A 25,972-nucleotide genomic window follows, 5' to 3' on the forward strand; every position below is an offset into this window, starting at 1 on the left:
TCAGTAAACTACAGCATCAGGAGAAAAGGAAGGGCAAAGGGAACATAATTTACACTCAAAACTTCCAACAGTTACCAATGCCCAATTCCCAATGCCCAATTCCCAATTCCTCTTAGGATAAATATGTTTCCTAAACCCCTCAATCGTTTGGCTACAAAATTTATCGGCAAAGCTCCATTACAAACGGTGCTAGTAATTCCTTTTTTAGTGCAAATTGTCGGCACAGTAGGAGTTGTAGGTTGGCTATCTTTCCAAAACGGTCAGCGGGCAGTCAACGATGTTGCCGCTCAGTTGCGAGGAGAAATTAGCGATCGCATCAAAGACCGCATGGAAAACTATATGTCAATTCCCCACATTGTCAATCACCTCAATGTTCAAGGCATAAAATTGGGGCAGTTGAACCTTGAAGACAAACAAAAACTAGAACTTCATTTCCTCGAACAAATTCAATATTTTGATACAATCAGCATCATTTACGTAGCCACAGAAAATGGAGAACACTCGGGAGCAATCCGCACTAAAGATCGGATTCTCATCTCTGCTGCTGACCAATCTACTGGCAATAAATTAGCTCGATATACTGGTGACTCTCAAGGAAGCCGCGTTAAATTAGTAGAAATATCCACCAATATTTACGACCCGCGAATTCGTCCCTGGTACATAGCAGCGGCGCTAGCAAAAAAACCGATCTGGACTCCAATTTATACAGACTTTTTAACAAGAGAGCTAGCAATTACTGCTGCTATGCCTATCTACAACGACGCTGGAAAACTGTTAGGAATAGCTGGCAGCGATTTGCTATTTTCCAAAATCAAAGAATTTCTCGTCAGCCTCAAAATTGGTAAATCTGGGCAAACTTTTGTGATGGAGCGATCGGGGATGTTAATTGCCACTTCTACAGCGGGCCAAGAATTCGCAGTGGAAGGTAAAGAAGCAAAACGCATCAAAGCTTCAGAAAGCAAAAATACCGTAATTCGCCAAACTGCACAATATTTAGATAAATCCTACGAAAGCTTAGCTAAAATCAATAATTCTCAACAACTTACTTTTGATATTGACGGGAAGCGCAATTTTATGGAGGTAACTCCTTTTAAAGACGATCGGGGGTTGGATTGGCTGATTGTGGTAGTTGTGCCAGAGTCCGACTTTATGGAGCAAATTAATGCCAATACCCGCACGACTGTTTTGCTGTCAGTTGCAGCTTTGATCGGGGCGACAATTCTGGGAATTATTACTGCTAAATGGGTGGTGCGGCCGATTTTACAATTAAATGCAGCGGCGAAAGCTTTAGCCAAGAATGAATGGGATACAAAGCTCGCTCTGAATCGGGAAGATGAACTCGGAGAACTTGCGGCTGCTTTTAACAGCATGGCAGAGCAATTGCAGCACTCATTTACTTCGATCTCGGAAAACGAAAACCGAGTCAAACAATTTCTAAATGCAGTACCGCTCGGCATTTTTATTGCCGAGCCAAACGGTCAACCTCACTACATTAATCCGACAGGAGAGCAACTTTTAGGTCAAGGAATTATAGCAGCAAATTCGGAAAATTTGCGAAAATCCTACCGAGTTTATTTAGCTAGCACTCAGGAAATTTACCCGGCGGAGCGCGACCCAATTTTAAATGCTTTCCAGGGCAAAAGTGTAACTGTTGATGACATTGAAATCTCCTCGACTGACAAAACTGTTCCCCTGCAAGTTTGGGGAACTCCTATTTATGACGCTCAAGGAAATATTATCTACGGGATGTGCGCTTTTCAAGATATTACAGAACGCAAACTAGCGGAGAAAGTATTAAAGGAATACAACGACATTTTAGCAGTGCAAGTTGCAGAACGTACCGCAGATCTTGCCAAGGCAAAAGAAAAGTTTTCTAAAGCTTTTCGTTTAAGTCCTAATGCAATTACCCTGACTAGAATCAGCGATGGTCGCCACATAGAAGCCAATGAGAGCTTTTGTCGGATGATGGGGTACAGTCACCAAGAAATTATTGGAAAAACAGCGGTAGAGCTCAATTTTTGGGCGAGTTTGGGAGAGCGCGATCGCATGATTCAAATGTTAAAAAATAAGACGGCAATTCACAATTATGAGCTGAGGTTTCGCAATAAAAATGGTACAGAAAGAACCGCCCTGCTGTCGATAGAAACCATCGATATTGACGGAGAAGCTTGTTTTTTGTCGATTTCTAGCGATATTACCGAGCGCCAAAAAGCAGAAACAGCCCTCCGGGAAGCAGAAGAAAAGTATCGCAACATTTATGAAAACGCTTTAAACGGAATTTTTCAGACTGCTGCTGACGGGAAATACATCAGCGCTAACCCCGCTTTAGCTAACATCTACGGTTACGACTCGCCAGCAGATTTAATAGCAGCACAGCCGAATTTCCATAACCAGCTTTACGTGAAACCAAACCGCCGCGACGAATTTGCAGCGCTGATGAACGAGTACGGGATACTATCAAACTTTGAATCGGAAATTTACCGCAAAGATGGCAGCATAATCTGGATTTCGGAAAATTGTCGCGCTGTCTGCGATGAAGCAGGAAATCTACTTTACTACGAAGGTTTTATTAAAGACATTACTGATCACAAACAAGCGGAAATCAAAATGCAGCAGGCGAAAGAAGCGGCCGAAGCAGCAAACAAAGCGAAGAGTACCTTTCTCGCCAATATGAGCCACGAATTGCGATCGCCCCTGAACGCAGTCATCGGCTTTGCTCAAGTCATGATCCGCAGTAAAACGTTGTCTCAGGAAAATCAAGAAGATGTCGGAATTATCCTGCGGAGTGGCGAACATTTACTGGCTTTAATTAACCAAGTTTTAGACTTGTCAAAAATCGAAGCTGGACGCACGACGATTAATGAAAAAAGCTTCGATTTATACCAACTAATCGACGATTTAGAAGATATGTTTGCTCTCAAAGCTGAGCAAAAAGGTTTGCAATTAATCTTCGACAGAGACGCCGAAGTTCCCCATTACATTTGTACTGATGAAGTTAAATTGCGGCAAGTCTTAATTAATTTGCTCAATAATGCAATTAAATTTACTTCAGAAGGGGGAGTGTCGGTGCAAGTCAAAGGAGGAAAGCGGAACATACATAAAAACAGCACTGACCAATTGCCCGGCCGCTACTGGCTACATTTTGAAGTTCAAGATACTGGTGCAGGCATTGCTGCTGAAGAAATCCCTCAGTTGTTTGAAGCATTCGTGCAGACGAAAACAGGTAAAGATTCTCAGGAAGGAACGGGTTTAGGTTTAGCTATTAGCCGCCAATTCGTGCAATTAATGGGAGGTGAATTTACTGTTAGCAGCGAGATCGGAAAGGGTGCAGTATTTCAGTTTGACATCCAAGTTCATCTAGTTGAAGCTGCTGATATTGAAAGCAAAAAAACTCAACGTCGAGTTGTTGCCTTGGAACCAAATCAACCGAGTTATCGCTTGCTAATTGTGGACGACAAACCTTTGAACCGCCAACTGTTAGTAAAACTTCTCAGTCCACTCGGATTTGAGTTGAGAGAAGCGAATAATGGTCAAGAAGCGGTTGATATTTTTATGGAGTGGGAACCGCATCTGATTTGGATGGACATGAGAATGCCCGTGATGGACGGCTATGAAGCAACGAAACAGATTAAAACTACAACTGGCGGGCAAGCAACGGCGATTGTGGCCCTAACTGCTAGCGTTTTGGAGGAAGAACGGGCGGTGATTCTTTCGGCGGGTTGCGATGATTTTATGCGGAAACCGTTCCGAGAGGAGGATATCTTTGTGGCAATGGGAAAACATTTAGGAGTACGCTATATTTATGAAGCTCCAAGCGCCGTAAGTGCCACAGGTGTAGAGGAGTCAAGTCAGGAGGTGCTGACACCAGAGGCCTTTGCTTCTCTTTCTCCAGACTGGATGGCCCAATTCAAGCAAAATATTTTGAGTGTGGACATGGAGGCGATCGAAGTTGCGATCGCCCAAATCGGCACTGTCAATCCCTCTCTTGCGGGCAAGCTTCAAGATTGCATTAATAATTTTGAATATGACAGAATTTTGAACATAATCGAACTTAGCAAAAAACAGTAAATACCCGATGACTTCACCTAAAACCAATCGAGCTAATATTTTAGTAGTGGACGATACGCCAGAAAACCTGCGGCTGCTGACCGGAATTTTGAGCGAAAAAGGCTATCAAGTTCGCCCCGTACCCAATGGCAAGCTAGCATTGTCTGCTGCTCAAAAAATACCCCCGGATCTAGTGCTGCTGGATATTATGATGCCGGAAATGGACGGCTATCAAGTTTGTCAGCAACTCAAAGCTGCTGAAATTACAAAAGACATTCCTGTTATTTTTATTAGTGCGATTAATGACGTGCTGGATAAAGTTAAAGCTTTTGCAGCGGGCGGAGTTGACTTTATTACTAAACCGTTTCAGGTTGAAGAAGTTTTAGCCCGGATAGAAACTCATTTAAAAATTTGTTCACTGCAACAAACTTTGCAAGAAAAAAATCAAGATTTAGCAACGGCGCTGCACCAACTGCAAGCCACTCAAGAGCAGTTGATTCAATCGGAAAAAATGGCAGCTTTGGGACAACTGATTGCCGGCATTGCCCACGAAATCAATACCCCCCTGGGCATTATAGGTTCCTCTATTAATAATATAGCTAATTTTTCAGACGAGTTTTTAGATACATTTCCTCAAATTTATCTAGAATTTTCTGACGAAAGCAAAGCTTATTTTTTAGCTTTACTGTACAGAGCCACCCATCAAAAAAAAATATTTACCAGCAGAGAGAAACGCAAATTTAAGCAGCAGTTGACAGGGGATTTGATGGCAGAATCTGTTGAAAAGTCTGAGGAAATTGCAGATACTTTAGTTGACATGGAAATTTATGAAAAAATAGAAGAGTTCTTGCCGCTTTTTAAATCGCCGGATTGGGAAGTAGTTTTAAATAGTGCTTACCAGTTTGCGAGCTTTAAAAAAAGTATTAGCCTGATCCAAAGAGCAACAGCGAAGTCTGGGAAAGTAGTATTTGCCTTGAAAACTTACGCTCATTTTGATAGCCAACCCGAAAAAGTCCAGGCGAACTTGCACGATGGCATTGAAACGGTGTTAACCCTTTACCAAAATCAACTAAAGCACGGTATAGAAGTAGTGAAAAATTATGGAGAGTTACCCGAAATTAGGTGCTATCCCGATGACTTAAATCAAGTTTGGACGAATCTCGTTCATAATGCCCTGCAAGCAATGGATTATAAAGGTATTTTGACGATAGAAACTCGGCAGCAAGAGGCCAATATTTTCCTCAAGTTTACTGATAACGGTAAAGGTATTCCCTCAGAAGTTCTTCCCAAAATTTTTCAGCCGTTTTTTACGACTAAATCTGCGGGCGAAGGTAGCGGTTTGGGATTGGATATTGTGAGAAAAATTGTGGAAAAACACGATGGTACAATTGCTGTAGATTCTGTACCGGGGCAGACAACTTTTACAGTCTCGCTACCAATTTGTTAAACAAAACTTACCTGCATGGGGCTGATTCCCGGTGACACTCGTCGCTGTCTCGCTGACAAATACAAGATTTATTACTAGAAACCGGGTTTATCTTGGGAAGTCCTATTAAAATAAGATAGGGGACAGATATCCTGCATCGTTGCCCCAAATCAATAATGTAAAAGGAAGTCGTGTCGATAAACCTACTAAAATTTAAGCAGAGAGGAAAAGATGAATAAGCCTGTAATTCTTTGCGTTGACGATGAACCAGATATCTTGAATACTCTCAAGATGCAGCTAAAAAATGAATTTAAAAGTGATTACTTTTATGAATTAGCTGAAAGTGGTGATGAAGCTTTAGATTTACTTGAGGAGTTTCAAGAAGAAGCTCAGGTGATTGTGGTTGTTTCTGATTGGCTGATGCCGGGAATTAAAGGTGACGAACTTTTAATTAAAGTTCACCAAAAATATCCTAAAATTATTAAAGTGATGTTGACGGGACAAGCGGATGCAGCGGCTGTTCAGCGGGCAGTAAAAGAAGCTGATTTATACTGCTGTTTGTACAAGCCGTGGCAGAGCGAAGAGTTAATAGAGACGATAAAATCTGGGCTGGCTAAGTTATGAAAAAACCTGTGATTGTTTGTATTGATGATGAACCTGACGTTTTGAATAGTTTAAAGATTGAACTGAAAAAGGCGATCGGCGATCGGTGTATAATTGAAACCGCTGAAGGGGGGGCTGATGCTTTAGAGTTGCTGGCTGATTTGCAGGCAGATGAATACGAGATTGCTTTGGTGCTTTCCGATTATATCATGCCGGATATTAAAGGAGATGAACTGCTCAGAAGAATTCACGAAAGCTCGCCGGAGACGCTGACCATTATGCTGACGGGGCAAGCAGATTTGGAAGCCCTGAGTAATGCTATTAAGTATGCTAAATTGTACCGTTATATTCCTAAACCTTGGCAAAATGAAGACTTAAAATTAACGGTAGTAGAAGCTATTCATAGTTACTTGCAAGACCAAAAGTTAACAGATGAAATTCATAAGCGCCAAGAAGTAAACGAGGAGTTAAAGCTAGTAAATGAGGCGCTGTCTGCGAGTGAAAGCCGCCTGAGTCAATTTTTAGAAGCTTTGCCAGTGGGGGTATCTGTTTATCATCCCGATGGCTCGATCGCCTATTTCAACGAGACAGCGCGGGATTTGCTGGGTGCAGACACGATCCCGGAAAGCACTGCGGAACAATTAGCCGCAACTTATCAACTGTATGTTGCCAATACTGATGAGCTTTACCCGCCGGAGAATCTGCCAATTTTGCGCGCACTGAAAGGAGAATTTGTCAAGGTTGACGATGTAGAAATCCGTCAAGATGGCAAAATAATTGCGATCGAGATCAATACGACGCCGATTTTTGACGCTAGCGGAAATATTGTTTATGCGATCGCAGCTTTTCAAGATATTAGCGATCGCAAACAAGCCGAAAAAATACTAGCAGATTACCAGCACACCTTAGAAGCCCAAATTGACGAACGCACAGAACAACTGCAACAAGCAAAAGAAGCTGCTGAAGCCGCAAACAAAGCTAAAAGCACGTTTCTTGCCAATATGAGCCACGAGTTGCGCACCCCTCTCAATTCCATACTCGGGTTTGCGCAAATCATGGAACCCAGCCCCAATCTTACTGTCGAAAACCGAGAAAATCTGAGAATTATTCGCCGCAGCGGCGAACACTTGCTGACTCTGATCAATCAAGCCTTAGACTTGTCAAAAATCGAAGCGGGGCGGATGATGATCGACCCGAAAAACTTCGATCTTTACCGCTTGCTTGACGAGTTGCAAGATATGTTTCAACTGCGGGCACAAAATCAAGAATTGCAATTGCTTTTCGAGCGCGAGGCAGACGTTCCCCAGTACGTAAGATCCGATGATATTAAACTGCGGCAAGTGCTGATAAATCTCCTCAGCAATGCCATTAAATTTACACAGACAGGCGGGATTATCTTAAGAGTTAGAAAGTTAGAAGATTCGGGAAGTGTTGATTTATTGGAAAGTCCGACAGTTGTCTTTGATACCACAACAAGTATTCGGGAATTTGCGATAACTACCAGGGAATTGGCAACGGTTGAATTGAGGAATGCTGCTGAGGATTTAACTATTGATTCGGTGGTTTTCCTTCAGTTTGAAATAGAAGATACAGGAGTTGGCATTTCTCCCGAAGAATTGGGCAATGTTTTCCAGGCATTTGTGCAGACAGCTTCCGGTCAAAAAGCTCAGAAAGGCACGGGTTTAGGATTGACGATCAGCCGTCAATTTGTCCGCCTGATGGGAGGAGAAATTGTCGTAGAAAGTCAACGGGAAATCGGCACTACTTTTAAATTTGAGATTCCAGTCGGTGCGGTTTATGCTGCTGATATTCCCGCCCCGGAAATTAACCGAGAAGTTACTGGGTTGGAACCAAATCAACCCTGCTACCGGATTTTAATTGTGGACGATCGCGAAGACAACCGCCAACTTTTAGTGAAAATGCTTTCTCCCTTGGGTTTCGGGCTGCAACAAGCCACCAACGGTCGCGAAGCAATAGAAATGTGGGAAAATTGGCAGCCGCACTTAATTTTGATGGATGTGCGAATGCCAGTGATGGACGGCTACGAAGCTACTAAAGAAATTAAGGCGATTATACAGCAGAGAGAGCAAGAGCAGCAAGAAAACGGGGAAATGAATATGGACGATCCCGACTCCCCGATTCCGAAGATTGTTGCTTTGACAGCTAGTACAATTGAAGGGAGGCGATCGTTTGCTTTATTGGTCGGCTGCGACGATTTTGTTAGCAAACCTTTCCGCAAAAATGATATATTTGATACCCTTAACCAACACTTGGGGGTTAAGTATCTCTACTCTAACTCAACTGATTTCACGTCAACGGGCGATCGAAATAATCTATCTGACTCGCCCTCTAATGCTGCGCTTGCTTATTTGCCCCAACTTCCCGCAGAATGGATAAACAACATTAAGCAGGTAATCCGCAGTGCGGATTTTGACTTAATTGCCAGGACAATCGAGGAAATAAGGGATGCTCATCCTGAATTTGCCGAAATCCTCCAGGGTCATCTGAATAATTTTGATTACCAGAAAATTCTCAATTTAATTGCTGAGGCGGAGGAATCAGAGAATGCAGATGAAGGCGGAGCAAAATGAAAACTATCAAGCAGATATTTTAGTAGTTGACGATACGCCAGATAATCTGCGTTTGTTGATTAGAATTTTGCAAAAAAACGGCTATAAAGTTAGACCTGTTACTAATGGTTTTTCTGCCATAGATGCGATTCAATCGAGCGCACCAGATTTGATTTTACTCGATATTATGATGCCGGATATTGACGGCTACGAACTCTGTCAACAACTGAAATCAGAACCGCAATTTAGGGAAATTCCGATCATTTTCCTCAGCGCGCTAGAAGAAGGAATAAATAAGGCAAAAGCTTTTGAAGTGGGCGGAGCAGATTATATCACAAAACCTTTTCAGGTGAAAGAAGTATTGGCGCGAGTGAGCAATCAACTTACTGTGCGCTCCTTGCAAATGCAATTGCAAGAAAAAAATCAAAAGTTGACGGATCAAAATGTCCAGTTGCACCAGGAAATTGCCGAACGCCACCAGGTGGAAATGGAAACGAGGTTGCTGCTGAAAGCAACTCAAGCTATTAGCAAATCGGAGAATTTTGAGTCCGCTATAGATGTGATTTTAGGTTTAATTTGCCAAACTATTGAATGGAATCTGGGCGAAGCTTGGATTCCCAGCAGTGAGGGCGTTTTAAAATGCGCTACAGGCAGGTACGTCAGCGACTTGAGTTTTACCCAATTCCGAGAGACAAGTTGGCAGTTAACTTTTGATCCCGGTGTGGGGCTGCCGGGGAGGATTTGGCAGTCGCAGCAGTCGGAATGGATCGAGGATGTTTCTAGTGCACCGGAACAAGTTTTTTTGCGATCGGAAATTGCGGTAAATGTGGGATTGAAAGCGGCTTTTGGGGTGCCAATTTTGGCGGACAACCAAGTGTTAGCTATTTTGATTTTTTATCGTGAGAAAGTTCTGAAATGTCAGCCGCGCTTGTTGGAATTAGTGAGCGCGGTTGCTACGCAGCTTGGTTCGTTGATTCAGCGGAAACAAGCTGAGGCAGCGCTGAAATTGCAGCAAGAGCAAACAGAGAAATTGCTGCTGAATATTTTACCGAAACCTATTGCCGATCGCTTGCAAAAAGAGCAAAAGTTGATTGCGGATCATTTTGATGAGGTGAGCGTATTGTTTGCTGATTTGGTGGGTTTTACAGAGTTTTCGGCTCACAAAAGTCCGACGCAGTTGGTGGAAATTTTGAACGGGATTTTTTCGGAGTTCGATAGGTTGTCTGAGTTGCACGGGCTGGAAAAGATTAAGACGATTGGGGATGCTTATATGGTGGTTGGGGGTTTGCCGACGGCGCGGGAGGATCACGCGGAGGCGATCGCACTTTTAGCTTTGGAGATGCAGGCAGCTTTGAGGAGGTTTAATGCCAAAGTTGGAGAAAGTTTTCAATTGCGGATCGGAATTCACAGCGGTTCGGTGGTGGCGGGAATTATTGGGATTAGCAAATTTAGCTATGATTTGTGGGGGGATACTGTTAATGTTGCTTCGCGGATGGAGTCGAACGGATTGCCGGGTAAAATTCAAGTGACGGCAGCGACTTACGAGCGTTTGAAAGAGCAGTTTGTTTTGGAAGAACGGGGTCATATCCCGGTTAAAGGTAAAGGAAGAATGCTGACTTACTGGTTAATTGAAGAACAAAAAAAATCTTTTTAAATTTTAGAGGTCAATTTCAATTAATATGAAAAGGAGACTAAATCTGGGTTTGCCATACCCTTTATGATTCGGCGGTTGCAACCGCTACTATACAAACGAAGTCTGCCTAAGCGCTGGCTTCGCCCACGCAGACTAAGAAATAAAGGGCGTATTTAAGCCGGATTTGGTATTATATCCAACTTGCACTTTCTGGAGGGCTAATCCTTTGCAAACAGTTGAAACAAAATCGCCGACAGCGTTGAAAAGAGTCCTAGTTATTTTAATATCACTGCTAGCAGTAGCGGTACTGTCGATCGCTATTTTTATCGCAATTCCAGGAGAAAAAACAGTGTTTGCTGGAAAAAGACCTGCCAATATCGGCATTCAGTCAGGAAAACTCGCAGCGTGCCCTTCTTCCCCCAACTGCGTCAGCAGCTTCAGTCAAGATGCCGAACACAAAATTGAGCCTTTGGCATACGTTTCGTCGCCGACAGAAGCAATGGCAAAGCTCAAAGGGGCGATCGAGTCCTATGGAAAAACTAAAATTATCACTGCAACTGATAATTACCTCTATGCGGAGTTCACCAGTGCTTTGATGGGGTTTGTTGATGACGTTGAATTTTTGGTAGATGATGGAGCAAAAGTCATCCATGTGCGATCGGCTTCGCGTCTGGGACAGTCCGATTTGGGAGTTAACCGCAGTCGGATAGAAGCTATCAGAACTCAATTCAATCAACTCTGAACTTAAAATTTCTAGCTTTCCTGAAGCCCCTCTCCTGTAAGATGAGGGGCTTTGATATTTTGGTCTTACTATATAATGTTGATTTTTCACCACATAGTTAACAATTATTAACAGTATGCACAGCGCAAAAGAGTGTCCTGCAGGGGGAGTAAGACACAGCAATGCCGTGTCCCTACGGTTGGCTTTGAGTTTTAATACTTCTTATAAGATTGACGATTGTAGAGTTTTAGAATCTTTAAAATAGCTGAGCGCGCTAGCACAGAAGCAGAGATGCCGTAGTATTCCTATAGTATTAAACAACCTAAATTATACACTTCTGACTTTAGGGAGAGGGAAATTAGCGAATTAATTTCTACTATTAATTTAAGTAGAGCAAAGAGGCAAAAACAAATGGCACTTCAAAAATTAGCAGAATTTTATCCTAACTATCAGGAAGAAATCTTTGCTGGAGACGACATCAAGGGATTTGATGTTTATGCTGGCGACTCTGATGAAAAAGTAGGCACCGTTTATGACGCTTTGGTTGATGACACTGGTCGTTTCCGCTATCTGGTAATTGACACCGGTATTTGGATTTTTGGCAAGAAAGTATTGTTGCCAATCGGCTCGGCCCAGTTCGACTACGGAGCCCGTCGCGTCCACGCCACAGGCCTTCGCAACAAAGCTCAAGCAGAACAATTGCCGGCTTACAATGAATTAGAAGCAGTAGATTACGATCGCGAAGAACAGGTAAGAGGCGTCTACCGCAATCAAGAAACTGCCACTGCAACTCCTGCAACTCCTGCTAGCTACGATCGCAGCAGCTACAGCTACGATATGGATCGCCCCCTCTACGAAACCAACGAACAGCAGCACCAAAATCTCAAGCTTTATGAAGAACGCTTGATTGCCAACAAACACCGCGCAAAAACAGGCGAAGTAGCAGTTGGCAAGCGCGTGGAAACTGAAACAGCGCGAGCTTCAGTACCCATTGAAAAAGAACGAGTTGTAATCGAGCGAGTAACCCCGGTAGAAGCGGGTCGAGTAGTTTCAGTCGGTGAGGCTGACTTCCAATCAGGGGAAGTTGCACGCATGGAAGTCTACGAAGAAACGGCCGACATTCACAAGGAAGCTTTCGTCCGGGAAGAAGTCAACGTCAGAAAAGAAGTTGTTCGCAGCACGGTTGAGGGCGAAGAAACCTTGCGTCGTGAAGAATTAGACGTTAAGACTGATGGAACTGCGGTTGTAGATAATAAAAATAAAAAGATCTAAACCAACCGCAACAGCTATTGCATAGGAATTGCGCCTTAATGACATAATTCTGTCACCGCGCAGGTTTGATTGGATTGGTAGCGCGCAATTCCTATGTGAGGGGCGGGGGGGGGTACAAAACTTGTCTGGTTTTGGCAAGGTTTATGCACCTTCCCCGCCTTACCCATTTCCCCTTTCCACTTCATAATAAAAATCCCTAAGCAGGAAAGTTTAAAAAATGAACGGTCAAGCATCAGCAGAAAAGATAGCAACTGCCCAATCAATAACCCGTCTCAACCGGGTGCCTGAAAAAGTCAGAACTAAGCTAAAAAGTTTTACCGTCAAAGACAACCAAGGTCACTTGGTCGGCAAAGTTAAAGATGTATATTTTGATGCTAACGGTCAGTTAAACTTTGTGGTTGCAGGGCTAGGCAGCGAAAATACCCGCATTTTTTTATTAAGTATTAAGCTGCTAAAAAAAGTCGATTATCACCAAAAAGCCCTGTTTGTAACTATCAATTTAGCTCAACTCGAACTGCTGCCGGGAGTTTCGGCAGATGCGGGGAGTCAGTATTTAGAAAATGCCTCAGAAGCGCATAGTGAATTCAGCAACAGTGAGTTAACAAATCCCTCAACAGCTATGTCAAATCTAACAGATGCCGATCGCACCGATGAAAGTTTGGAGACAGATCAGGATGATGAAAACTTCGATATTGTCGATCAAGAAGTAATTCGCCTGCTAGAAGAACGATTGGTGATCAATCGCAGCAAGCGCAAAGTCGGCGAAGTCATAGTGCGTAAAGAAATTGAAACTCGGATGGTACAAGTGCCTATCCAGTGGGAAAAGCTGATTGTAGAACAAGTCGGCGACGATCCGAAGGTGTTGGCCGAAATAGATTTGGGCGAGGGAAGCATCACCGGTATAGATTTGACGGAGATTAAGAGCGATCGCCAAGAACCGACAGTTAAGGCTGAATTTACCTCTGTGCAGAAAGCTAGCAAAATCTTAAATTCGATCGCCTCTCAACCCCGTCACGGTTGCGTCAAAGTCCGCCTAGAACTCGTTCTGGAAGACAAGCAACTTGAGGATACTTACCAAAAATGGATGACGGAAAACCACTCAGAGAGTTAAACTCTTCGTCCTTTTCGCTGTGGATTTTAGCTATTAGCGAGAAACTTAAATCTAAGAGCGGACTGTGGCGAGCACTTCTGTGGGGAAAGTTCACCGCCCTCTACTAAGATCGTGTTCGGTAAATTAACCGTAATGTTGGTAGGGGCGGGTTCACCAATATCTATAATATAAGCCTGAGATCCGTAAACCCGCCCCGGCCGGGATATTTAAATTTTTAGCGATCGACCTCTAGACAAAATTGTACCGACTTGCGGTAAAATTGTGGTGGTCAAATTTAAAAGTATTTGAAAATGCCCAGCACAATCTCCGACATTAAAGTAAAAACGATCGCAGGCGAAGACAAGCAGCTAGGAGAGTACGCTGGCCAGGTACTCTTGATAGTTAATGTAGCTTCCAAATGTGGCTATACACCTCAATACAAAGGACTCGAAGAATTGAGCCAGAAGTACAGCGCGGCTGGACTCCGTGTTTTAGGATTTCCCTGCAACGACTTCGGAGGTCAAGAACCCGGAAGTAATCCAGAAATCGTCAATTTCTGTACTACCAAATACGGCGTCACCTTTGAATTATTTGACAAAGTACGCGCTAACGGTACTCAGCAGCACCCGCTGTACGCTAAGCTTACGAGTGCAGTCGAGCCAAAGGGTGAGGTTTCCTGGAATTTTGAGAAATTCTTAGTTAGCAAACAGGGTGAAGTGGTTGCCAGATTCCGCAGCAGTGTTGGCCCCGATTCGCCCGAACTAATCGCTGCTATCGATCGAGAATTGGCAAAATAAGAAGTTCGGCAACTAAGCTGTGTACAGGATTTAACTGATTTAACGGATGGATGTTTAGGGAAGAGGGAAGAAATTAATAGGCTTTTTTTCTGATAAGTTGATAGCTAATTTTTTTCTTCTGATCTTCCCCATTGTGTGCAAGCACTCAACCATGAACAAATACCGATGATTATATTTAATTGGAGAACAGTTTAATTTAATGGAAAATACATCGGGATTAGATTTAGTGGTAGGTTTACTTGCCTTCGCAATTCTGGCAGGTGGTCTGGCAATGCTATTTGTAGGCATGGCATCGTTTCCTAAAGAAAAATAATACTAATCGATATGATGTGCGATCGCAAAACCCAAATAAAAGTCTTTGTAGTGAGGAATTAAAATGCTTATTTCACACGGCACCATCTGAATAAATCAAACTGCATTCAATTTGAACATTCGCAATTGACAATCATGCAAACTACCGAAAACAACGTCAAAATTGTCCTCGCGCCGGGGAATTTGCGCCGCGTTCACCATATCGCTTTAAACGTGCGCGACATGAAAGCTTCCCGCCACTTCTACGGTACAATTCTTGGCCTGCACGAACTAACAGGTGCAGAAATTCCCGCAACTTTAACAGAAATGGTAGCGGCTGGTAAAGTCGCTAATTTCGTCACCCCAGACGGCACTGTTATTGACTTATTTTGGCAGCCCGACTTGGAACCGCCAAACCCAGACCCGGAGAAAGCTTTTACCCGCGCCAACCACTTAGCCTTCGATATTGATCCGGATTTGTTCGATCGCACTCTGGAAGTGCTAAAGTCAAATCAAATTGCGATCGACAGCGGCCCCGTCACTCGCGCTACAGGACGCGGCATTTACTTTTACGATCCTGATGGATTTATCATCGAAATCCGTTGTGATGCAGTTTAAACAGTCGCTATCTGGTTCTTGGTAGTCCGGCTGCACCATACATTTACTCTTTGGATCGCGGTGATCCGTAAACATCCTACCTTTAAAGTTGTTTTATTTTCCGTCTTGGGTAATAGGTTGCTTCGGCCAAGTAAACCGAAAAGTTGCTCCTTCACCTTCGGCAGATTCTAGGGAAATACTGCCGCCTTGACCTTCGACGATTTTTTTTACCAGCGACAAACCAATCCCAGTATTTTCAACTTTATCGCGAGCTTCCAAGGTCTGAAAAATCACAAAAACTTTATCGTGATATTGAGGATCAATCCCCGGCCCGTCATCCTCTACAGAAAACTCGTAAAAATCATCTAACTCTTTAACCGATATTTTTACATGACCCGATTCAGCTCGGTTGTGCTTAATTGCGTTGCTAATTAAATTAGAAAAAACCTGCTGCAACAGCAATCTTTCTGTCACAAAAGTTGGCATTCCCGGTTCAACTTTCACCTCAAATTCAGACGGCGGCGCCAACGAATCAATAATTTCGGCTAATAAATTCTCAACTTTTACCATTTCTGAAGGCACTTGAATGCGTCCGACGCGGGAATATTGCAGCAGTCCCTCAATCAAACCTTCCATCCTGTGAACTCTGCCGCGCAGCAGGTTCATTTGGTGCAGAGTATCCTCTGTCATCGACTCGCTGAGGTCTTCTTCTATCCAACTGCTGAGATTGGCGATCGCCCTGAGTGGCGCTTTCAAATCGTGAGAAACTACATAAGCAAACTGGTCTAATTCTTGATTCCGCTTTCTTAAACTATTCGTCGTTTGAGCCAGATTTTGGGCTGTCAACCTCAATTCTTGAGCGCGCAACCGCAGCGATTCCTCCGCTTGTTTCCGATCCCTAATATCTTCTACCACACCCATCAGAAATTGAGTGCCATCTTGTTCTCGCAGCAGCGAAACCGTCAAGTTGGCCCAAACCAACTCTCCGTCTTTGCGGATGTAGCGCTTTTCCAGAGAGAAATTTTCAATTTCTGCTGCTAACAATTGGCGCAAAAGTTCCAGTTCGCTTGCCAAATCTCCAGGCCAAGTAATATCCTGAAATCTTTTCTCTACCAATTCTTGGCGGCTGTAGCCCAAAATTTCGCACAGTTTTTGATTGACTAACAGAAATTTGCCTTCCACACTCGCTTGAACCATGCCGACTGCCGCCTGCTCAAAAGTAGCGCGAAACCGCTGCGCGCTTTGGGCCAAAGCCATTTCTGAGCGTTTGCGATCGCTAATATCGTTGCTAATTTCCAAAATAGCAACGGGTTGATCTTGATCGTCGTACTGCAAAGTCCATCGGCTTGCCACCGTTATTTTTGTCCCGTCTTTCTTAGTTCGCACCAGTTCTCCTTGCCAAGAACCCTCCTCGAAAAATACTTTTTGAACTACCTCAAAAGGTTGAGTCCATTGTGTTTGTAAAAGCTTGTGAATATTTTTTCCTATTGCTTGCGACTTCCGCCACCCGTAGAGCCACTTCGCCCCCGAATTCCAATAAGAAATTGCTCCGTTCAAGTCTAGTACCGCGATCGTATCGTTTGCCAAATCCAGCATTTGCGCTTGCTTTCGCAGAGTTTCCTCGGCTTGTTTCCGTCCTCTGGCATCGCGGCAAATAGCAATAAACAAGTGTTGATCGGCCAGACGCATTTCACTGACAGCCAACTCCATCGGAAACTTAGTTCCGTCGTGGTGAAGTCCAACTGTTTCTTGCTGGTAAGTCTTTAGCGTACTATCGGGATTTAACACAAAATATTCGATTGAATAATCCCCCACGCTGCTGTACGGTTGCGGTTGAGCTATCAGCCCGCGCAGGTTCGAGCCAATTGTGCGATCGGCTTTCTCGCCAAAAATCTTTTCTGCTGCCCTATTAAAAGACTCAATATTTCCCCGTGCGTCCAAAGTAATAATCCCGTCAGCCGCATTGTCTACCACAGCTTGAATGCGACTTTTACTTTCTTCCAAGCCTGCTTCCCGCTTCCTCAATTCCTTCTCTAAACTATCAAATAAATACCAGGAAGCCCCTGCACCCAAACAGCCGAAAAGCAAACCAGCAACTTGCACAGAATTAGTGAAATCTATCAAACCCCGCCTTTGCTGATCTAGAGCTTTCTGGTAGGCTTCGCCGGCATTAGAAAAAACATTAATTTTTGCACGCAGGTTATCCCTCCTCAATTTGCCTTGAGTGAACACCTCAATTATTTCCGGCGACTGCACGCTTGTTGCCGAACTGTCGAGCTTATTCAAAGTGTTTTGCAAGAAATTTATATGCTGTTCGGTACTTTTTTTTATATCTTCAAATCGCTGAGCTTGCACTTTGTTTTTTTGAACCATAACCTTGAGTTCAGCCAGCAGCGGAGGCAAACTCTTCTTGGCTTCTAAGTAGGGTGAGAGAAATGCGCGGCGCTTCGTCAACCCGTAACCTCGAATGCCCGTTTCCGCATCCACTACGAGGGTTAATAAGCGGTTAGTTTCCTGAAGTATTGCCCTATTAGTATCTCCTCGGTCTCTTATCTGTATGGTAATCTGCCGGAGGCGTGCAATTGCTAGCAGCGAAGCAAACAGAAAAATAATGGGGATAGCAACGATGATTGTTCCCCGCTGGCGAATTGGTCGGTCTGTCCATACAAAGTGGAGGCAGCGATCGAGCAAATACTTCACGGATATTGAAGGAGAAAGTTTGCTGCCAGTATATCGCTTTTTGGCAGTTTAGGCTAGGGATAAGTTTGTTTTGTTTGGTTTGGCGAGCGCCGGGGACTAACCGTCGAAACTAGATTAGACCCCTGCGATAGCTACCTGCTGACACTAACAGCAGATTTTTTGGAACGGTGTTTAAACTGAGGCACGGAGAAAGAAAGGACTTTTTTCGACACCGAGACAGCAGGCGAAGCAGAAAGGATCGTTTCTGCTTTACCTTCGTTTTCGCCTTCGGCTTCTGCTTTTAAACTAGAGTCTGTTTCGCAAGTGTTTGGAACACTTGTAACTACAGTAGTCCACCTGCCTGTAGCCGGATCGCGATAACAAGTAAAAGGATTTATTTTTAGCGGTTGACTGCAAGGTTTAATCATGTAGATGCACTCCTTTGATTCTGAGAAATTGTGCATTGCTTTCAGGAGCAGTGCTATCTCGCCAGTAGAAGCAGTATGAAGGAAAAAAGCAGAATTGTGTTTCTGCGTCCAGAGACTTTTGAAAATTCCTGATTTCCTGTTAACTTTTGGCTTCTACTGCTTCGCGACCATAGCATTACTTTTACCAAATTGCCTGTCTGGAAGCAACCCCCCACCCCTTAATTAGGTTGAGGTGGGACTTGTGAATGCAGCGAGGCGCCCGATCGTGCCTGCAGGACAATCTTGGAATAATATAGGTATTCTAGGCTGAAAAAAAATGCTACTGTGTGATCGACAACAGAGGTTGATCGCGATCGGTGTCACAATTAAAAAGGGAATTGGTAATTGGTAATGGCTAATTTGTAACGCGGGAATGGGTAACTGGGTAATTATTCCCTCTTTTGCCATCCGTTAAATCCGTTAAATCAGGTACAAAATTCCTGGCATAACCCACCCTTTAAATCCCTTAAATCTCCTACATTTCTAGTGGCCAAACTTGCTTCTAACTAATATCAACTTCTGCCTTTAAATGAACAGTAAAAGTAGAGCCAACATCCAACTCACTCTCAACAGTGATATCGCCGCCCATCATCTGGCAAAACAAGCGGCTAATGGCCAATCCTAAACCGGTGCCACCGTACTTGCGAGTAGTCGAAGCGTCCCCTTGAACAAAAGGTTGAAACAAACCCTGCTGCTGTTCTGCCGACATTCCAATCCCCGTATCAGATACCTGCAAATAAACCCAATCGCTGTCGCTTGCTGGTTCGCGAGTCACGCTCAACAGCACCGTTCCACCTTCGGTAAACTTCAGGGCATTCGAGAGCAAATTAAACAGAATTTGCCGGACTTTAGTCAAATCTGCATACATCACTCCCAAATTTTCAGAGCAAGAAACTTGCAATTGATTGTGATTTTTTTCGACCAAAGGGTGCAAAGTTGCAACGACTTCTTCTATTAAATTACTGAGGTCAAATTTTTCCAAATAAAGCTCCATCCGACCGGCTTCTATCTTAGAAAGGTCTAGAATATCGTTAATTAAAGTCAGCAAGTGTTTGCCGGCGTTATAAATTTTTTGGGTATCGGGAATGATCTCTTCGATTCCCGATTCCCGTGCTTCTTCTTGTAGCATTTCGCTATAACCTATAATCGCGTTGAGCGGCGTCCGCAGCTCGTGGCTCATATTGGCTAAAAAAGTGCTTTTAGCTCTCGAAGCTGCTTCAGCTTTGTGTAAGGCTTCTTGCAAGGCTATTTCGGCTCTTTTGCGCTCGGCAATTTCGATGCGGAGCAGTTTATTGGCGGCGGTGAGTTGAGCGGTGCGCTGATCGACGGTCATTTCTAGCTGCGCTTTGGCTTTGGAGAGGGCTTCCTGAGCCCGCTGGCGTTCAAATCCTTCGATCGCCAGCGCTACCAAATTTGCCAAAGAATCGGCGAAGGTGCGCTCCTCCAGAGCCCACTGGCGGGGCGCGCCGATATGTTCGAGAGAGAGGATGCCCACGATCTGGCCGCCGAGCCTAATTGCTACATTTAATATGGATGAATTGGGCTTGCTGGCATTTGGTCGCACAGCGGAATGTTCGGCTAGCGAAGATAAGTGGGACAAATTTGTTTGTAGAGATTTTTGAGTCTTTGTCGTAGGTTCTAAAGCATTGTCCGATCGCCAATTTTCGCCCGGTGCGTCGCCTTCAACCTCTAATTTTGATAAATTTAAATCGCTTGCCGATATGGACTCCCGGCTCAAATGATTCTCCTGGGTGCGATCGTACAAGTCGAGACAAACTAATTTGAGGTTGGGGATTTTAAACTTAGAATGATTCACCCCCTCGTGTTGCTCTGGGGCAGCGGTCTCTGTATCGAGTGCCTCTGTTTGGTTCTGGGCGAGCACTCTCTCGGTAAAATTTAGCTGGGGATCTGTCGGGTAGCGAGTTCCAAATCCTCCATGGTTGTAAAGCCAGACGCTGACTTTTTCCACATCCAAAGTCCGGGCTGCAGCCTCGGTAATTTCGCGAATTCCCACATTCAGCGCACCGCTATTGAGAGTCCTCTGCCTACCTAGCTGCAACAAAGCCAAACTCTGGCGGCGGAGACGCTTTTCGCTCTCTTGGAGGGTTTGTTCTCCTTCCTTGCGCTGGGTGAGGTCGTACAAGACGCACAATGCCGTCTGCTGCCCGTTAAACACCAGCGACTGAACCGAGATCATCGCCCAGAAAGCGGTGCCGTCTGATTTTTTGCAGTGGAGTTCGTAGTTTTGGAGGTATCCGTTTTTAGCAAGTGCCTCAAGTACCTTTGGGCGATCGGCGGAGTTGAAGTAAAAGTCTGGAGTGCTGCAGCCGATCAATTTTTCTAGGGGTGTGTTCAGGAGAGAAGCCAATTGAGCGTTCGCATACATAATTAAGCCGTCACAGAGGCGAGAAACTAATATCGGCACGGGAGTTGCCGAGGCGATCGCCCGAAACTGCTCTTCGCTTGAACGCAGCGCCAACTCAGCTTTGCTCAGCAAGTGAGCTTCCATCGTATCTGAATGTTCGGTGGTAGTCTCCAGCAAAAGTTCTAGGTCAACCTTTTCGCGCTTCAAGTTTTCAAGTTCCGCACTCAGCCGCTGAACGTCGAAAAGTAGCTGTTCTGTCGATGGTTCTTCCTGCATAGCAATTGAAAATTGGTAATTTTTAGTCGGTTCTGAAGTTTTTTAGGGTTTTGTGCTAGTTTAACTATGACTTATCCCGATTAACTTCAGCCACCCTCATCCTGGTTCGCGGACTTAGCCGGGGATTCATCTTTACCTTTTGCGCTACTATTCCAATTCTAAGTGCAAGGAAGGCATCAGCCTCTGCAAGTTTTTCAGGGATTTTATCTGCCAGGGGATCTGTTTAGAACCTTTGATGGCGATTTGAATATTTTTTTGCTGGCGCACTTTGATCACAAATTTTGAGACAATATTAATTCCAGAACTATTTAAAAATTCTAGCTTTCGCAAGTCTAGAGTCACCGTGTTTGGGCAGGAGTCAGCCACTTCGTTGAGCAGATCGACGATCGGTGCGTATTCTTCCACCAGGCTGAGTCGAAACGAGCCGCTACAGGTGACTGTTTGCGTAGCGCGATCGTAATGGATCGTGTAATCTTTGGTCTGAATCTCCATACTTTTGTCAGTTGCCGGTTTTGAGTGGTAAAGGGGCTTTGGCTGCGTGAGCGAGGATTGAGCTCGAGGCTAGCACGATCAAAATTCAGCCGTTTGCCGAATGCCCAAGGCCTTTGCGTGTGTAACTTTTATTACATATACTGCCAACTGTACCATTGCCACAGGGCAGTTATGAGTTGTTTTAGGATTTATCGGTTGTGATACCAGTTGGAAAAAAGAATGCAACTGTTGACTAGCTCCAAACCCTGATAGTCATCAGTCATTGCCAATCTCAAATCTCAAATCTCAAATCTCAAATCTCAAATCTCAAATCTCAAATTGTATGAGTTGTGGGGGTTGACGAGACCAGCTTTTGCTGAAGTTCCGAGCTATCAATTCGATTTTTTTCTCAACTTAGTATTGACAAAATCACCAAAGTGTGAGACATATTTCACATCTGACACTGAAGTGAAGGGGAGAATATTTAATGGCAATTTCTGAAATTACAGAAAAGCTTTTGGCGGCTAAAAAAGCTAAGGGAATTAGTTTTGCAGATTTGGAAAAAGTTTTGGGGCGCGACGAAGTTTGGATTGCCGCGGTTATTTACCGTCAAGCAACCGCATCGGTCGATGAAGCTGAGAAAATTGTCTCGGCTTTGGGATTGGATAGCGAGACGGCTGAGGTTCTCTGTGAACCTCCGTTAAAAGGTTCTTTGGATGCCGGAGTTCCAGTAGACCCTCTGATTTATCGGTTTTATGAAATTATGCAGGTTTACGGGATGCCGCTCAAAGCAGTAATCCACGAAAAATTTGGTGACGGGATTATGAGCGCGATCGACTTTACTTTGGATGTCGAGAAAGAAGCAGACCCAAAAGGCGATCGAGTGAAAATAATTATGTCGGGAAAATTTTTGGAATACAAAAAATGGTAAGCCCGTGCCACTTTATTTTCAAGTGAAAATGAAAAATTCAAATTTGCTCGAATGACTCATGACTAATGACTAAAGCCTCAAAAGTGTTAACTTAGAAATAGAGATCGCGAAGCTTGACTGGCTTGGGTGTCCGATCGGGAAACCCTTCTAGGGCAAAGCTAAGGTCGCTCCCGCGGCAACCTCCCCAGTCGAAACAAGCAACCGCAACCGTAAATTAAGAGGCAAATATGTCAAAATATGACTCCCATCTGAGATGCTCCTTTTGCGGCAAGTCGCAAGAGTACGTCCGCAAGTTAATAGCTGGGCCCGGGGTCTACATTTGCGATGAATGCGTGGAACTGTGCAATGAAATTTTAGAGGAGGAGTTCTTTGACTCCAGTAAAACAATTGGTCAACAGATTCCCCAATCAGAGGTGCGAGAGTCTCAGGGACAAGGAACGCGGCGCCAGGGTCGATCGAACAAATCGAAAATCGTTTTAGCTCAAATTCCGAAACCGACAGATATTAAGCAGCATTTAGACAATCATGTTATCGGCCAACATTCAGCAAAAAAAGTCCTTTCTGTAGCAGTTTACAACCACTACAAGCGCTTGAGCGTTGACCAAGCTAAAGATAGCGACAAGTCTTCGCCTGACAGCGATGTAGAACTGCAAAAATCCAACATCCTGCTAGTTGGGCCCACAGGTTGTGGCAAGACTTTGTTAGCGCAAAGTTTGGCCCAAATGCTCGAAGTCCCGTTTGCGGTAGCCGATGCGACGACGCTGACAGAAGCTGGATATGTCGGCGACGATGTAGAAAATATTTTGCTGCGGCTGTTGCAAATGTCTGATTTTGATGTGGAATCGGCACAGCGCGGGATTATTTATATTGATGAAATTGACAAGATTGCTCGCAAAAGTGAAAACACTTCGATCACCAGAGATGTATCGGGAGAAGGAGTGCAGCAAGCGCTGCTAAAAATGTTGGAAGGAACGGTGGTTAATGTGCCTCCCCAAGGTGGCCGCAAACATCCTTACCAAGATTTTATTCAAGTTGACACTAGCAAGATTCTATTTATTTGCGGCGGTGCTTTTGTCGGTTTAGAAAAAATAGTTGAACAGCGTTTGGGTAAAAAATCCTTGGGCTTTATTCAGCCAACAGAAACCGAAAGCAACTCGACTTTGCCGGCGAAGGATAAGCGGGCGGCTGATATTTTGCAGCAGGTACAGCCGGATGATTTAGTTAAGTTTGGTTTGATTCCTGAGTTTGTCGGGCGGATTCCAGTGGTGACGGTGATTTCGCCGCTGGATGAGGCGGCTTTGATGCAGATTTTGACTGAGCCCCGAAATGCTCTGGTGAAGCAGTATCAGAAGCTGTTGAAGATGGATAGTGTGGAGTTGGAATTTGAGCCGGATGCGCTACGGGCGATCGCCCAGGAGGCCTATCGTCGCAAAACTGGCGCGAGAGCTCTCCGCAGCATTTTAGAGGAGTTAATGCTGGATGTGATGTACGAGTTGCCTTCTCGCAAGGATGTGGCTAACTGTATGATTACTCCCGAAATGGTCGAGAAGCGATCGACTGCTGAATTGCTGTGGCATCCCGCATGGCGGAAGCACGAAACAGCTTAATTTGTAATCTGTAGGGTGCTTGTGGCGCACCCTACAAACTTGGCAAATTTACTTTATGACACTTAAAAAAATGTCAGTCAATGTAGCTAAAGCCAGTAAAAAATCGAGATTGCCAGTATCCAGTTTGCTGCCGAGGATTGCAATTTACAGCGCGCTTGTGGCTGGCATCATGGCGTCATGTTACGATGTCAAACTCAATACGATCGTCCCGCTCTTGTCCCGGCCAAGGGGTAAGAGATTTTTAGAAGCCCAAGCATATATTTCAGCCATCAATAGAGCGCAGCAAGCTTACTATGCAGAATACGGTCAATTTAGCGATTCCATTGCAAAATTGGGTTTGGGAATTAAAGAACAGACCGAGAACTATAATTACACGATCGTCTCATCAATGGGTCCGGTTCAAACTAGGCACAATCACCGCGAAGCAGCACAATTTGAAAGCGCGATCGCGAGCGTCAAACCTACTAATAGGAACCCCGGGAAATCCTACACGGGCGCAGTATTTGCTTACAAAGAAAAGGGTAGCAATGTAATAAAAACTATTAGTGCTTTATGCGAGAGCGATCGGGAGAACGCAAGTTATGCAGAAACTTGGAGTCCGCCAACTTTTGACGGCAAAGAAATTCACTGCCAGCCCGGAACAACGTTGTTACAGCGTTAACTGCCAGCCCGAACGTTAAGGTAAAACCTTGAAACTCTTTTGCGTCACTTTTTGACCGTCTAAGTAAAATTGAAACTGCCAATTGCCAGGTTTGTCATCTTGTTTAAAATTGTACCAGCACCAAGTATTTAATCGATCGCCCGTCGTTTTTAAATAAGATTGACTCTGGGCTGCGAATAGTCCTTGAGGGTTGACAACCTTACAATAACTTCTATATTCTCCTTCTGGCAACTTAGTACCACTGACAGCAAAATAGACTTTTTTGTTTTGCTTCAAAGACCAAAAATCTCTAGTTTTTGTCGATTCTAGTTCGTCAGTTAACATCTCTTGAGTGTGAGGATTTAACTTTACTGCGTTGATTACTGGTTTGATATCGACTGCTGTTTGAGGTTCGGGAAATTTCCAGAGCAAAGGAATAAAAATAGCAGCAATTGCTGTTAATAATCCGACTGATATGAGTGCGAGTTTTGACTTGTTACGCTGCTGAACTACCTCTAGGGGAATCAAAGCATTTAAGGCCGCATCTGCGGAAGGATAGCGGTGTTTGAAATTAGGTTCTACCATTTTTTGCAGCCAGTCAAGAAACTCGGGAGTTAGCTGCAGCAAGCGATGTTTAAAATTAATCCGCCCGGTATCGTCCATCAAACTGCCAACTTCGGTAGAATTGATGCCGATTAGCAAGCAAATTAGCGTCGCGCCGAGACTGTATAAATCCGATGCAACAGTTAGCTGCCGATTGAACATTTGTTCTGGCGGCATAAAGCCCAAAGTGCCTTTAACAACGCTGCTGGCGGCCACTTCTCCCCCGCCGATTCTAGCAAATCCGAAATCGACAAGGCTGACATTCATCCGGTCATTTACTAAAATATTTTCGGGTTTTAAATCTCTGTGGATGACTGGCGGAACCCGATTTTGCAGGTATTTGAGTATTTCTAAAACAGAGATAGCAATTTGCTTGATTTGTTCGGGCTTCCAGCGGTTAGAATTTGCCAAGGAAGGGGCATTTTTGTATTCTTGCACCATGCAGAAACCCGATGCAGTGGGGAAGGAATCTAAATAGCGGGGAATGCTAGGATAGTCGAGTTCTCGCAAAATCCGAATTTCTTGTTCGCACGCTTGATATTGAGCCCAATTAGCGCCTGTTTGGGCAAATTGAAATTGTTTGACGGCGACGGAACGTTTGGTATTAATTTCGGTAGCGAGATAAGTAACTCTACCGCCAGCGCGATTGTGTCCGAGTTCGCGGGTTATTTGATAGCCGTAGTTGGAAAAGTCAGGAAAAGCATTCATAGGTAAATAGTTGATAGTTGATTTAGGAATCCTAAATGAGTAAAAAGATATAGGGGTAGTGCCCCCGTGCCTACCCCGGCCTTATGGGGCAACCACGGGGGGTTTGCCCCTACAATAATTACACAAATGATTTAGGAGTGCTATAGTTAGTGGTCGAGAGTTGTGATAGTTAATAGCG

General features: G+C 44.3%; 18 protein-coding genes. 13 read left to right on the forward strand and 5 right to left on the reverse strand.

Annotated features, from left to right (window positions below):
• Positions 1-123 precede the first annotated feature (123 nt).
• From QUA58_RS02590 to QUA58_RS02635, 10 genes are all read left to right on the forward strand, one after another.
• Positions 124-4,068 carry a PAS domain S-box protein gene (locus tag QUA58_RS02590; protein ID WP_333392922.1) on the forward strand — a complete coding sequence of 1,315 codons (3,945 nt, stop codon included), beginning with the start codon at positions 124-126 and terminating at the stop codon, positions 4,066-4,068.
• Positions 4,069-4,075: 7 nt separating this feature from the next.
• Positions 4,076-5,494, forward strand: coding sequence for a response regulator (locus QUA58_RS02595; protein WP_333392923.1), 1,419 nt, complete (start codon positions 4,076-4,078; stop codon positions 5,492-5,494).
• A gap of 210 nt (positions 5,495-5,704) precedes the next feature.
• Positions 5,705-6,097, forward strand: coding sequence for a response regulator (locus QUA58_RS02600; RefSeq protein WP_333255187.1), 393 nt, complete (start codon positions 5,705-5,707; stop codon positions 6,095-6,097).
• Entirely contained in the window at positions 6,094-8,667 is a 2,574-nt protein-coding gene (locus QUA58_RS02605) for a response regulator (RefSeq protein WP_333255185.1), read from the forward strand. Before QUA58_RS02600 ends, QUA58_RS02605 begins: the two co-directional genes overlap by 4 nt.
• Complete coding sequence (locus QUA58_RS02610; RefSeq protein WP_333255183.1) at positions 8,642-10,300, forward strand: adenylate/guanylate cyclase domain-containing protein; 1,659 nt, start codon at positions 8,642-8,644, stop codon at positions 10,298-10,300. The genes QUA58_RS02605 and QUA58_RS02610 overlap by 26 nt, the downstream gene beginning before the upstream one ends.
• A 205-nt stretch (positions 10,301-10,505) precedes the next feature.
• The gene (locus QUA58_RS02615) at positions 10,506-11,021 is read left to right on the forward strand and encodes a DUF1499 domain-containing protein (protein WP_333392924.1); all 516 of its coding nucleotides are present in this window, start codon (positions 10,506-10,508) and stop codon (positions 11,019-11,021) included.
• Between the two features lie 390 nt (positions 11,022-11,411).
• Positions 11,412-12,272 (forward strand): DUF2382 domain-containing protein, encoded by an 861-nt coding sequence (locus tag QUA58_RS02620; protein WP_333255179.1) that lies wholly within the window; start codon positions 11,412-11,414, stop codon positions 12,270-12,272.
• A 217-nt stretch (positions 12,273-12,489) separates the two neighbouring features.
• Entirely contained in the window at positions 12,490-13,383 is an 894-nt protein-coding gene (locus QUA58_RS02625; protein ID WP_333255177.1) for a DUF2382 domain-containing protein, read from the forward strand.
• Between the two features lie 290 nt (positions 13,384-13,673).
• The gene (locus QUA58_RS02630) at positions 13,674-14,159 is read left to right on the forward strand and encodes a glutathione peroxidase (protein ID WP_333392926.1); all 486 of its coding nucleotides are present in this window, start codon (positions 13,674-13,676) and stop codon (positions 14,157-14,159) included.
• Positions 14,160-14,606: 447 nt separating this feature from the next.
• A complete protein-coding gene (locus QUA58_RS02635; RefSeq protein WP_333392928.1) occupies positions 14,607-15,068 on the forward strand; it encodes a VOC family protein in 462 nt (153 codons plus the stop codon).
• A 93-nt stretch (positions 15,069-15,161) separates the two neighbouring features.
• Here the strand turns inward: QUA58_RS02635 and QUA58_RS02640 are convergent, their stop codons facing one another.
• The 4 genes from QUA58_RS02640 to QUA58_RS02655 form a co-directional block, all read right to left on the reverse strand.
• The gene (locus QUA58_RS02640) at positions 15,162-17,747 is read right to left on the reverse strand and encodes a PAS domain S-box protein (protein WP_333392929.1); all 2,586 of its coding nucleotides are present in this window, start codon (positions 17,745-17,747) and stop codon (positions 15,162-15,164) included.
• A 131-nt stretch (positions 17,748-17,878) separates the two neighbouring features.
• Positions 17,879-18,154, reverse strand: a complete 276-nt coding sequence (locus tag QUA58_RS02645; RefSeq protein ID WP_333255172.1) for a hypothetical protein — start codon at positions 18,152-18,154, stop codon at positions 17,879-17,881.
• 541 nt (positions 18,155-18,695) lie between these two features.
• Positions 18,696-20,834, reverse strand: a complete 2,139-nt coding sequence (locus tag QUA58_RS02650) for an ATP-binding protein (protein ID WP_333255170.1) — start codon at positions 20,832-20,834, stop codon at positions 18,696-18,698.
• Positions 20,835-20,981: 147 nt separating this feature from the next.
• Complete coding sequence (locus tag QUA58_RS02655; RefSeq protein WP_333255168.1) at positions 20,982-21,326, reverse strand: slr1659 superfamily regulator; 345 nt, start codon at positions 21,324-21,326, stop codon at positions 20,982-20,984.
• 466 nt (positions 21,327-21,792) lie between these two features.
• Here QUA58_RS02655 and cynS point away from each other — a divergent pair, with 466 nt between their 5' ends.
• The 3 genes from cynS (at position 21,793) to QUA58_RS02670 (ending at position 24,504) form a co-directional block, all read left to right on the forward strand.
• On the forward strand, positions 21,793-22,236 hold the full coding sequence (gene cynS, locus QUA58_RS02660; RefSeq protein ID WP_333255166.1) for a cyanase: 444 nt from the start codon (positions 21,793-21,795) through the stop codon (positions 22,234-22,236).
• 227 nt (positions 22,237-22,463) lie between these two features.
• Positions 22,464-23,843: an ATP-dependent protease ATP-binding subunit ClpX gene (gene clpX, locus QUA58_RS02665; RefSeq protein ID WP_333255164.1), complete on the forward strand. Its 1,380-nt coding sequence runs from the start codon at positions 22,464-22,466 to the stop codon at positions 23,841-23,843.
• Positions 23,844-23,898: 55 nt separating this feature from the next.
• Entirely contained in the window at positions 23,899-24,504 is a 606-nt protein-coding gene (locus QUA58_RS02670; RefSeq protein ID WP_333392930.1) for a type IV pilin-like G/H family protein, read from the forward strand.
• Positions 24,505-24,519: 15 nt separating this feature from the next.
• Here the strand turns inward: QUA58_RS02670 and QUA58_RS02675 are convergent, their stop codons facing one another.
• On the reverse strand, positions 24,520-25,794 hold the full coding sequence (locus QUA58_RS02675) for a protein kinase domain-containing protein (RefSeq protein ID WP_333392931.1): 1,275 nt from the start codon (positions 25,792-25,794) through the stop codon (positions 24,520-24,522).
• Positions 25,795-25,972 lie beyond the last annotated feature (178 nt).

The sequence above is a fragment of the Microcoleus sp. N9_A1 genome, assembly GCF_036701795.1.
Classification (GTDB): Bacteria; Cyanobacteriota; Cyanobacteriia; order Cyanobacteriales; family Microcoleaceae; genus Microcoleus.

Excerpts from the sequence above, each read along its gene's own strand:
- QUA58_RS02675 (WP_333392931.1), bottom strand. The coding sequence starts at position 25,794 with ATGAATGCTTTTCCTGACTTTTCCAACTACGGCTATCAAATAACCCGC.
- QUA58_RS02605 (WP_333255185.1), top strand. The coding sequence starts at position 6,094 with ATGAAAAAACCTGTGATTGTTTGTATTGATGATGAACCTGACGTTTTG.
- QUA58_RS02595 (WP_333392923.1), top strand. The coding sequence starts at position 4,076 with ATGACTTCACCTAAAACCAATCGAGCTAATATTTTAGTAGTGGACGAT.
- QUA58_RS02620 (WP_333255179.1), top strand. The coding sequence starts at position 11,412 with ATGGCACTTCAAAAATTAGCAGAATTTTATCCTAACTATCAGGAAGAA.
- QUA58_RS02650 (WP_333255170.1), bottom strand. The coding sequence starts at position 20,834 with ATGCAGGAAGAACCATCGACAGAACAGCTACTTTTCGACGTTCAGCGG.
- QUA58_RS02645 (WP_333255172.1), bottom strand. The coding sequence starts at position 18,154 with ATGATTAAACCTTGCAGTCAACCGCTAAAAATAAATCCTTTTACTTGT.
- cynS (WP_333255166.1), top strand. The coding sequence starts at position 21,793 with ATGGCAATTTCTGAAATTACAGAAAAGCTTTTGGCGGCTAAAAAAGCT.
- QUA58_RS02610 (WP_333255183.1), top strand. The coding sequence starts at position 8,642 with ATGCAGATGAAGGCGGAGCAAAATGAAAACTATCAAGCAGATATTTTA.
- clpX (WP_333255164.1), top strand. The coding sequence starts at position 22,464 with ATGTCAAAATATGACTCCCATCTGAGATGCTCCTTTTGCGGCAAGTCG.
- QUA58_RS02590 (WP_333392922.1), top strand. The coding sequence starts at position 124 with ATGTTTCCTAAACCCCTCAATCGTTTGGCTACAAAATTTATCGGCAAA.
- QUA58_RS02600 (WP_333255187.1), top strand. The coding sequence starts at position 5,705 with ATGAATAAGCCTGTAATTCTTTGCGTTGACGATGAACCAGATATCTTG.
- QUA58_RS02670 (WP_333392930.1), top strand. The coding sequence starts at position 23,899 with ATGACACTTAAAAAAATGTCAGTCAATGTAGCTAAAGCCAGTAAAAAA.
- QUA58_RS02635 (WP_333392928.1), top strand. The coding sequence starts at position 14,607 with ATGCAAACTACCGAAAACAACGTCAAAATTGTCCTCGCGCCGGGGAAT.
- QUA58_RS02625 (WP_333255177.1), top strand. The coding sequence starts at position 12,490 with ATGAACGGTCAAGCATCAGCAGAAAAGATAGCAACTGCCCAATCAATA.
- QUA58_RS02630 (WP_333392926.1), top strand. The coding sequence starts at position 13,674 with ATGCCCAGCACAATCTCCGACATTAAAGTAAAAACGATCGCAGGCGAA.
- QUA58_RS02655 (WP_333255168.1), bottom strand. The coding sequence starts at position 21,326 with ATGGAGATTCAGACCAAAGATTACACGATCCATTACGATCGCGCTACG.